This is a genomic window from Pseudomonas sp. BCA17, assembly GCF_004519405.1.
Lineage (GTDB): Bacteria > Pseudomonadota > Gammaproteobacteria > Pseudomonadales > Pseudomonadaceae > Aquipseudomonas.
In genome coordinates, this window is sequence record NZ_SGWI01000015.1 from 1 (window position 1) to 9,924 (window position 9,924).

The 9,924-nt window shown below is 62.7% G+C and carries 8 protein-coding genes; 2 read left to right on the forward strand and 6 right to left on the reverse strand.

What is annotated here, in order from left to right; translation table 11 throughout:
* The 6 genes from EXW71_RS28545 to EXW71_RS28570 form a co-directional block, all read right to left on the reverse strand.
* On the reverse strand, positions 1 to 1,022 hold a 1,022-nt coding region (locus tag EXW71_RS28545), incomplete at its 3' end, for an ATP-binding cassette domain-containing protein (protein ID WP_134661342.1).
* Complete coding sequence (locus tag EXW71_RS28550; protein ID WP_134661343.1) at positions 1,019 to 2,023, reverse strand: substrate-binding domain-containing protein; 1,005 nt, start codon at positions 2,021 to 2,023, stop codon at positions 1,019 to 1,021. The genes EXW71_RS28550 and EXW71_RS28545, both read right to left, overlap by 4 nt.
* Before the next feature lie 39 nt (positions 2,024 to 2,062).
* Positions 2,063 to 2,926 (reverse strand): SMP-30/gluconolactonase/LRE family protein, encoded by an 864-nt coding sequence (locus EXW71_RS28555; RefSeq protein ID WP_134661344.1) that lies wholly within the window; start codon positions 2,924 to 2,926, stop codon positions 2,063 to 2,065.
* Between the two features lie 16 nt (positions 2,927 to 2,942).
* A complete protein-coding gene (locus EXW71_RS28560; protein ID WP_134661345.1) occupies positions 2,943 to 4,523 on the reverse strand; it encodes an aldehyde dehydrogenase (NADP(+)) in 1,581 nt (526 codons plus the stop codon).
* Between the two features lie 10 nt (positions 4,524 to 4,533).
* The gene (gene araD1, locus EXW71_RS28565; protein WP_134661346.1) at positions 4,534 to 5,523 is read right to left on the reverse strand and encodes an AraD1 family protein; all 990 of its coding nucleotides are present in this window, start codon (positions 5,521 to 5,523) and stop codon (positions 4,534 to 4,536) included.
* A gap of 15 nt (positions 5,524 to 5,538) precedes the next feature.
* Positions 5,539 to 6,861 (reverse strand): MFS transporter, encoded by a 1,323-nt coding sequence (locus tag EXW71_RS28570; protein ID WP_134661347.1) that lies wholly within the window; start codon positions 6,859 to 6,861, stop codon positions 5,539 to 5,541.
* A 191-nt stretch (positions 6,862 to 7,052) separates the two neighbouring features.
* Here EXW71_RS28570 and EXW71_RS28575 point away from each other — a divergent pair, with 191 nt between their 5' ends.
* Both EXW71_RS28575 and EXW71_RS28580 read left to right on the forward strand, forming a co-directional pair.
* The gene (locus EXW71_RS28575; protein ID WP_134661348.1) at positions 7,053 to 8,789 is read left to right on the forward strand and encodes an IlvD/Edd family dehydratase; all 1,737 of its coding nucleotides are present in this window, start codon (positions 7,053 to 7,055) and stop codon (positions 8,787 to 8,789) included.
* Positions 8,790 to 8,837: 48 nt separating this feature from the next.
* Positions 8,838 to 9,560, forward strand: a complete 723-nt coding sequence (locus tag EXW71_RS28580; protein WP_123717944.1) for a FadR/GntR family transcriptional regulator — start codon at positions 8,838 to 8,840, stop codon at positions 9,558 to 9,560.
* Positions 9,561 to 9,924 lie beyond the last annotated feature (364 nt).

Sequence of the window (9,924 nt, forward strand, 5' to 3'; positions counted from 1 at the left end):
TCCTTCTTGCGGTCCTCCGGGCAGAGCAGCACGCCGGCGGCGATGGCATCGCGCGGCGAGCGCAGGTCCAGTGCTTGCCCGCACAGTTGCAGGCTGCCGGCGCTCGCGCGCTCCAGGCCGCTGAGCAGGCGCAACAGCTCCGTGCGCCCTGCCCCGACCAGCCCGAACAGCCCAAGAATCTCGCCTTTGCGCACCGCGAAACTGATCGGCTCACGCAAGCCGGGGCCAAGCAGACCGTCAACCTTGAGCGCCACCTCGCCCTGTTCTCGCGCACGGTAGTCGTAGATATCCTGGATATCGCGACCCACCATGCAGGTCACCAACTGGTCATGGGTCAGCGCACTCATGTCGTCGAAGGTGCGCACGAAGCGGCCGTCCTTGAATACCGTTACCGCGTTGCAAATACGGAACACTTCTTCCATGCGATGCGACACGTAAAGCACCACTTTGCCCTCATCGCGCAGGCGCGCGATGATCGCCATCAAGCGGTCGATTTCCCGCGCCGACAGGCTGCTGGTCGGCTCGTCGAAGGCAATCACATGGGCGCCACGGGACAACGCCTTGGCGATTTCCACCAGTTGGCGCTGGCCCAGGGACAACCGGCCGAGTTTCTCGTCCGGGTCGATCTCATCTGCCAGGCCCTTGAGGCAAGCCAGGGCCTGCTTGCGCAGCAGGCCCCGGTTGACCACGCCGAAGCGCGTCGGTAAATGCCCGAGGAACAGGTTCTCGGCCACGCTCATTTCCGGCACCAGGTGCAGCTCCTGGTGGATCACCGCCACACCGCTGGCGATGCTGTCGGCGGCGCATTTGAAGGCCATGGTCTGCGCGCCGATCTGCACCGTGCCGCTGGACGGGATGTAGGCGCCGCCCAATATCTTCAGCAGCGTCGACTTGCCCGCGCCGTTCTCGCCCATCAAGGCATGCACCTGCCCCGGGTGAGCGGTGAAGCAGATGCCGTCCAGCGCCTTGACCCCGGGAAAGGTTTTGCCGATACCGTCAAACCGCAGAGCCGCAGCCGTCATTTCCACAGCCCGATCTTGGTCAGTTCTTCCTTGAAGTTCTCGCGGGTGATCAAGGTCACTTCGTCCATGGCGGTGTACTTCGCCGGCTCGGTACCTTTGGTGACCCACTCGTACATCATCAGCGCCGTGTTGTAGCCTTCGATGTGCGGGCTAGGCAGCATGGAGCCGAAGAAGCCGCTGTTGGCCTTCTTCAATTCGCCGATGGCGTCGGTGCCGTTGATGCCGATACCGATCACGTTAGCGGCGGCAAAACCTGCGCTTTCGGTGGCGCGCACACCGCCAAGCACCGTGTTGTCGTTCATGCCACCGATGATCAGGTTTTTCGCGCCGCCGGGCAGCTTGACCAGGGCCGAGTTGGTGGCGTCCATGCTGCCGGGAACGTCGAGCGTCTTGAGCGCGGCAGTGAGAATGTGGTCCTTGGGAATGCCCGCTTCTTCCAGGGATTTGATCGAACCGTCAGTGCGTTTTTTGCCGGTGTCGAGTTCGTTGAAGGTGTTGATCACCGCATAGGTGTCTTTCCAGTCCCAGCCGCGTTTTTTCGCTTCGGCGGCCATCGCGGCGCCCTGCTTCTGACCCACCTCGAAGGCGGCCATGCCCAGGTACGGCACGTCTTCCATGAAGTTGCCCTTGGCATCGACAAAGCGATCGTCCACCGCAATCACTTTCAAACCATTGGCCTTGGCCTTGGCGACGATGGCTGGGCCGAGGGACACATCCGGCGGGCAAATCACGAAGCCCTTGGCGCCGTTGGCGGCCAGGCTGTCGATGGCCGAGAGGGTTTTCTCGCCGTCGGGCACGGCGATCTTGATCACGGTGAAGCCATGTTCCTTGCCGGCTTTTTCGGCAAAGGCCCACTCGGTCTGGAACCACGGCTCTTCGGCCTGTTTGACCAGAAAACCGATCTTCACTTCTTCAGCGGCCAGCAACAGCCCGCTCAGGCTCAAAGCCGAGACCGCCACGGCGGTGCAGCACAGGGAACGGATACCACGACGAAGGTTCATACGGGTGACTCCTTGTTGTTGTTTTTAAGTCTTGGTTTTTTAGCCGGCAAAGCGGTGACAGGGTGTGCCTGGCACGTCGACCTCGATGGCCAGAACCGCGCCATCCAGGGGGTGATCCAAAGGGCTGGCGGCACTGGTGATGTAGAGGGTGGTCAGGTCCGGCCCACCGAATACACAACTGGTGGGCCGGCTGACGGGCAGCTCGATGATGCGGTCCACCTCGCCCGTGGGCGTCAGGCGCAACAGGCAACCGCCATCCCAGCGCGCATTCCAGATGTAGCCCTCGGCGTCCATGGCCGAGCCGTCCGGGCCGCCGCGCGGGTGCGGCCCGAACCACACCTGTGGCGGTGCAAGCTGGCCGTCGGGGCGGACCGAGTACTGATAGAGCGTGCCGTCCAGACTGTCGCCGAAGTGCACCTGACTACCGTCCTCGTTCCACAGCAAGGTGTTGGGAATACCCAGCCCCTGCAGCAACGGCGTGACCTGCGCATCGGCATCGATACGGAACAAGCCACCGGAACGCCGGGTAATCGGCAGGTCTTCGCCGTGCTCGCCGATATTGTTCTGCATGGTGCCCAGCCACAGGCGTCCCTGGGCATCGCAGCGCGCTTCATTACCACGGTTGCCGGGTTGCGGGTCGGCGACGCACAGCAGCGTCAGGGCTTCGGTGCTCAGGTCCAGGCGATACACACCACTGCTCAAGGTCACCAGCGCATCGCCGCTTTCACACGGGATAAACGCCGAGACATGTTCGGGCAACTGCCAGACCCGCAACTGCCCGTCCATCAGGCGCAGTGCCTGTTTGCCGGCGATATCGACCCAATACAATGCCTGGCTCGACATGTCCCAGAACGGGCCTTCGCCCAGTTGCGCACGGTGTGCGGTGACCGCATTACACGACATGAAACCTCCGGTTTGCTTACAGCGGATCGCGCGATGGCGTGCCATTCACCAGGCGCTGGATACGCAACGGGTTCGCGTTTTTCAACGCGTCGGGCAGCAGGCTATCAGGGTAATTCTGGAAGCACACCGGGCGCAGGAAACGGTCGATGGCCAGGGTTCCGACCGAAGTGCCACGAGCATCCGACGTGGCCGGGTACGGGCCGCCATGCACCATCGAATCGCACACTTCCACGCCAGTCGGGTAGCCATTGAGCAGGATGCGCCCGACCTTCTGCTCCAGCAGCGGCGTGAGTGCGGCGAACTGTTGCAGGTCGGCCGGCTCGCCAATGATCGTCGCCGTGAGTTGACCATGCAGGCCCTGCACGGCGGCGCTGAGCTGGGCCGGGTCGGCGACTTCGACAAACACCGTGGTGGGGCCGAACACTTCTTCCTGCAACACTTCATCGCCGTCAATCAGCAGACGGGCATCGGCCTTGAACAATTGCGGCTGCGCCTGGTTGCCGGCTTGGGTATTCCCCGCCAAATGTTGAATACCTGGGTGCGCCAGCAGCTTTTGCAGGCCTTTGCCGTAGCTGTCGAGCGTGCCGGCGTTGAGCATGGTCTGCGCCGGTTGCTCGCCGATCAGCTGTGCCACTTGCTGGGTGAACGCGGTAAACGCCGGCGAAGCGATGCCGATCACCAGGCCAGGGTTGGTACAGAACTGGCCGCAGCCTTGCACCACCGAGGCGGTCAGGTCGCGCGCGACAGTGTCGGCACGGGCTTGCAGGGCCTCGGGCAACACGATCACCGGGTTGATGCTCGACATTTCGGCGAACACCGGGATCGGCTGCGGGCGTGCCGCTGCCATATCGCACAGGGCACGACCGCCTTTGAGCGAACCGGTAAACCCCACTGCCTGGATGGCCGGGTGCTTGACCAGCGCCTCACCGACGCCGCCACCGAAGATCATGTTGAACACGCCCGCCGGCATTTCTGTGGCTTCAGCCGCACGGATGATCGCATTGGCGACCTGCTCGGCCGTGGCCATATGCCCGCTGTGCGCCTTGAAGACCACCGGGCAGCCGGCCGCCAACGCGGCGGCGGTGTCACCACCGGCCGTGGAAAACGCCAGGGGAAAATTGCTCGCACCGAATACCGCGACCGGGCCCAGGCCGATACGGTATTGGCGCAGGTCCGGACGTGGCAACGGTTGGCGATCCGGCAAGGCCTTGTCGATACGTGCACCGTAGAAATCACCGCGACGCAGCACGGTGGCGAACAGACGCATCTGGCCACCGGTGCGAGCGCGCTCGCCTTTGATACGTGCGACGGGCAATGCGGTTTCGCGGCACACCAGCTCGACGAAGTTGTCGCTCAGCGCATCCAGCTCATCGGCGATAGCGTCCAGGAACTGTGCGCGGCGCGCGGCACTCAAGGCGCGGTAGGCCGGATAAGCCTGCGCGGCAGCCTGGGCGGCGGCGTCGACTTCCTGCGGGGTGGCCTGGTAGAAATCCTGCGACAAGGCTTCGCCGGTGGTGGCGTCGACGCTTTGCAGCTTGACGCTGCCGTTGCCGCTGCGCTGGCCGCCGATGTAATTGTGGCCGAGGAACTGGTTCATGCTGCTCTCCTTAAAGAGGGGTGACTTGGCCGGGTGCGAATGCCGCGTCAACGCTGCCGACGCTGTTGACCAGCGGTGCGCCGAACTCGGCCTGGCTGATCTCGAAGACATCGCCCGGTTGGGTACGTATACCGTCGGCAAATGACAGCGTGGCGGTACCGAAGAAATGAATATGCACGTCGCCCGGCTTGAGGAATTGGCGGTACTTGAAGTGGTGGTATTCGAGGTTTTCCAGGCTGTGGCACATATTCGCTTCGCCACTGAGGAATTCGTTCTGCCAGATCACTTCGCCATTGCGCAGGAGGCGGCTGGTGCCGGCCAGGTGCTGGGGCAGTTCACCGACGCGCAACTCCGGGCCATAGCTGCAACTGCGCAGTTTGGAATGCGCCAGGTACAGGTAGTTCTTGCGCTCCATCACGTGGTCGGAGAACTCATTGCCCACCGCGAAGCCCAGGCGATAAGGCTTGCTGTCAGGGCCGATCACATACAGGCCGCCGATTTCCGGTTCTTCACCGGCGTCTTCGGCAAACGGCGGCACCGGGAACGCCTGGCCTGGGCGCACGACGATGCTGCCGTCGCCCTTGTAGAACCACTCCGGTTGCACACCGGCCTGGCCGGCGGCGGGTTTTCCGCCCTCCACGCCCCATTTGAAGATGCGCATGGTGTCGGTCAATGCGCTGTCGTCACCGGCCTGATGCATTTTGTCGCGCGCGGCCGCGCTGCCCAGGTGGGTCAGGCCGGTGCCGCTGATGAGCATATGGGCCGGGTCCGGGTGGTCCAGGGGTGGCAGGATTTTCTGCCCGGCCAGCAACGCTGCGTAGTCATGGCTGTCACCCAGGCCGAGGCTCTCCACTTGCTGCTGCAACTTGACACCCGCCTCGATGGCGGCCAATGCCAGCTCTCGCACGCTGCCGGCCGTGCGCACTTCGCGCAGTGTGTCGCCGTCCACTACGCCGACGCGGCGCTCACCGTTGTGCAACTCGAACTGAACTAAACGCATGAAGCTTCTCCTCAATTAAGTACGGGTGGCGCCACGGGCACTGGCGGCGAATTGGTCGGCGGGCAGCACATGCTTGAGTTCCAGCAGGCGGTAGACCACACCGGTCAGCAGCAACCCGAAGACCATCACGCCAGACAGGAAGTACAAGCCCGAGGCCAGGTTGCCGGTGTATTCCTTGAGCGCGCCGATCACGAACGGGCCGATATAGCCGCCGAGATTGCCCACCGAGTTGATCAGGGCGATGCCCGCTGCCGCACTGGCACCGGCAAAGAACCGCCCCGGCAAAGTCCAGAACACTGCCGTGCAGGAAAACAGCGCGAACGCCGCCAGGCACAGCGCCGCCATTTGCAGCACCGGCATACTCAGCCAGGCACTGAAGAACAGGCCGATGGCCCCCAACACATAGAGCACCGCTAGATGGCCGTAGCGGTCATTCAGGCGGTCGGAACTGCGCGGGATGATCAGCAGGCCGATGATGCCGAACATATACGGCACGGCCGAGATGAACCCGGTGACCAGGTCAGTGCCACCGAACTGTTTGATCAGGGTCGGCAGCCACAGGCCCAGGCCGTAGATGCTCAAGGTGACCGGCAGGTAGAAGAGCGCGAGTAGAAGCACGCGCTTGTCTTTAAGGGCGTGCAACGGGTTGCCGTGACGGGTCTGGCCGTAGGCTTGCAGGTCTTTGGCCAGCTCGCCGGTGAGCCAGGCCTTCTCGTCGTCGCTCATCCAGGTGACGTTTTTGGGACCGTCCGGCAGGTAGCGCAACACCGGCCAGGTCAGCAGGATCGCCGGCGTACCGATCACGATGAACAGCCACTGCCAGCCGTGCAGGCCAAGCAGGCCATCCATGCCCAGCAGGCCGCCGGAGACGGGGCCGGTGATCATCATCGCGATGGGTTGCGACAGGATGAACAGCCCGAGGATCTTGCCGCGATGGCGCACTGGGAACCATTGGGTGATGTAGTAGAGCACGCCCGGAAAGAAGCCCGCCTCCGCCGCGCCAAGCAGAAAGCGCATCACATAGAAGCTGTGGGGGCCTTGCACGAAGGCCATGCCGATAGTGATCGCGCCCCAGGTAATCATGATGCGCGCAAACCAGCGCCGCGCGCCGAAGCGGTCGAGCATCAGGTTGCTGGGGATCTCGAACAGAAAGTAGCCAATGAAGAACAACCCCGCGCCCAAGCCATAGGCAGCGTCGCCGATGCCGACGTCGGCCCCCATGTGCAATTTGGCGAAGCCCACGGCGGAACGGTCCACATAGGCAATCAAGTACAGCAGGATCAGGAAAGGAATCAGTTTCAGCGTGATGCGCCGAACAAGCCGCAGTTCCTGGCTCATGGGTCGATCTCCGATTGTTGTTTTTATAGAAGCTCGGGGGACACCTCTCGCGAACATCCGCCAGGGTCATACCTCAGTTGCAACAAACTATATAGTATGACTATTTACAAAACAACTCTTCCAAAGCAGGGTTTTTGCGCTTATGTTTAGCCAAGGTTAGAACATATAGTCATACAATAAGAGAATCGATCATGCCTGATAAAAAGCCCGGCCTACGCTCCGCCCAGTGGTTTGGTACTGCCGATAAAAACGGCTTCATGTACCGCAGCTGGATGAAGAACCAGGGCATTGCCGACCATCAGTTCCATGGCAAGCCGATCATCGGCATCTGCAATACCTGGTCGGAGCTGACCCCGTGCAACGCGCACTTCCGCCAGATCGCCGAGCACGTCAAACGCGGTGTGATCGAGGCCGGCGGCTTCCCCGTGGAGTTCCCGGTGTTCTCCAACGGCGAGTCGAACCTGCGCCCCACCGCTATGCTCACCCGCAACCTGGCGAGCATGGACGTGGAGGAAGCCATTCGCGGCAACCCCATTGACGGCGTGGTGCTGCTGACCGGCTGCGACAAGACCACCCCGGCCCTGCTGATGGGTGCGGCCAGTTGCGACATACCGGCCATCGTGGTCACGGGCGGGCCTATGCTCAACGGCAAGCACAAGGGCCAGGACATCGGCTCGGGCACCGTGGTATGGCAGCTCAGTGAACAGGTCAAAGCCGGCACCATTACCCTGGACGATTTCCTCGCGGCCGAGGGCGGCATGTCGCGTTCGGCGGGCACCTGCAACACGATGGGGACCGCGTCGACCATGGCATGCATGGCCGAGGCGCTCGGCACCTCCCTGCCCCACAACGCGGCGATTCCGGCAGTGGATGCGCGGCGCTATGTGCTGGCGCACATGTCTGGCATGCGCGCGGTGGAGATGGTGCGCGAAGACTTGAAACTGTCGAAGATCCTCACTAAGCAAGCCTTTGAAAACGCGATTCGCGTGAACGCGGCCATCGGTGGCTCGACCAACGCCGTGATCCACCTGAAAGCCATCGCCGGGCGTATTGGCGTGGAGCTCGACCTGGACGACTGGACTCGCATCGGCCGTGGCATGCCAACCATCGTCGACCTGCAACCCTCGGGGCGTTTTCTGATGGAAGAGTTCTACTACGCTGGCGGCTTGCCCGCCGTGCTGCGGCGCCTCGGCGAGGCCAACCTGATCCCCCACCCGGATGCCCTGACGGTCAACGGCAAAACCCTCGGCGAGAACACCAAGGATTCGCCGATCTATGGCCAGGACGAAGTCATCCGCACACTCGACAACCCGATCCGCGCCGATGGCGGTATCTGCGTGTTGCGCGGCAACCTGGCACCGTTGGGTGCGGTCCTCAAGCCCTCGGCGGCAAGCCCCGAGCTGATGCAGCACCGAGGCCGCGCCGTGGTGTTCGAGGACTTCGACATGTACAAGGCACGCATCAACGACCCCGAGCTGGAGGTGGATGCCAACTCGATCCTGGTCATGAAGAACTGCGGCCCCAAGGGTTACCCAGGCATGGCGGAAGTCGGCAACATGGGCCTGCCGGCCAAACTGCTGGCCCAGGGTGTGACCGATATGGTGCGCATCTCCGACGCACGCATGAGCGGCACCGCCTACGGCACGGTGGTGTTGCACGTCGCGCCGGAAGCCGCGGCCGGCGGGCCGTTGGCCACAGTGCGGGAAGGTGACTGGATCGAACTCGACTGCGCCAACGGTCGCTTGCACCTGGACATCCCCGACGCAGAGCTGGCGGCGCGCATGGCCGATCTCAAGCCACCGCAGAAGCTGATCGTCGGTGGCTACCGCCAGTTGTATATCGACCATGTGCTGCAGGCCGACCAGGGCTGCGACTTTGACTTCCTCGTGGGCTGCCGTGGGGCTGAAGTCCCACGTCATTCCCACTAATTGGGATGCTATGATGCCGCGAATCTAAGTCAGAGCATCCCTGTCGTTATGGATCACCAGCCGCCCAAACCGCGCAAGAGCATGCATGCCCAGATCGTTCAGGACTTGGGCATGCATATCGTTTCCGGTCGCTTCAAGCCCGAAGAAAAACTGCCCTTGGAGTCCACGCTCTGCGAGGAATACAAGGTCAGCCGTTCGGTGCTGCGGGAGGCCACGCGAGTACTCAGCGCCAAGGGCCTGGTGTATTCCAAGCCACGGGTCGGCGCGGTGGTAAGGCCTCGTTTGAAATGGCACCTGCTCGACCCGGACGTGTTGTCCTGGCTGATGCAGTCCACGCCTCATAGTGAGTTCTTCAACACCCTGGCCGGTGTGCGGCGCATCCTCGAACCGGAAATCGCCGCGATGGCCGCGACCACCGCCACCGTCGAGGACATCGCGACGATCGAAAAAGCCTACCGCGGCATGGAAACCGCACAGACCCACGAACAGTTGCTGCAAGCCGACCTGGATTTTCACCGGGCCATCGCCGATGCCACCCGCAACGACCTGCTCGCCTACATGTGCAACATGCTGTCGCTGCCGCTGCGCGAGTCGATCAATATCACCAACCGACGCCCGGATATCCAGGGCCTCAGCCTGCCTCGACACAAGGCGATCCTCACCGCTATCCAGAACCGAGATGCCCTCGGAGCGCGGCATGCCTCGCTGGTGCAGCTGGATGACACTCGCGTAGCGCTGGATACGGTGATGAATGTGCTGACGCCGTTGTAGGCCCATTACTCGTCTGAGTACGCTCTTTCCCTATCTAAAACTCTGTTGCCAGTTCTAAAACTCTGTTGCCAGGTTGAAACCTGGTGGCGAGGGAGCTTGCTCCCGTGACGGCCCGGAAGCCGGCGACTATCCAACTGGCCCTCCGCCAGGGAGTTCGCCCCCGATTGTTGGAATGGAATGAGTACATATCCATTGCTGCGGTAACAGCGGCTTAGGGTTCCGCCCTTACGGCGGCTCACTTTTGAAAAGCGCAAAAGTAAGCAAAACGCTCTTGCCCCACCACTCGGCACCTCGCCCAGGCTCGGTGTGCCCGCAATCCGACATTGATTTGGGGGGCCGCCGCCACGCGCCATCCATGGCGCGG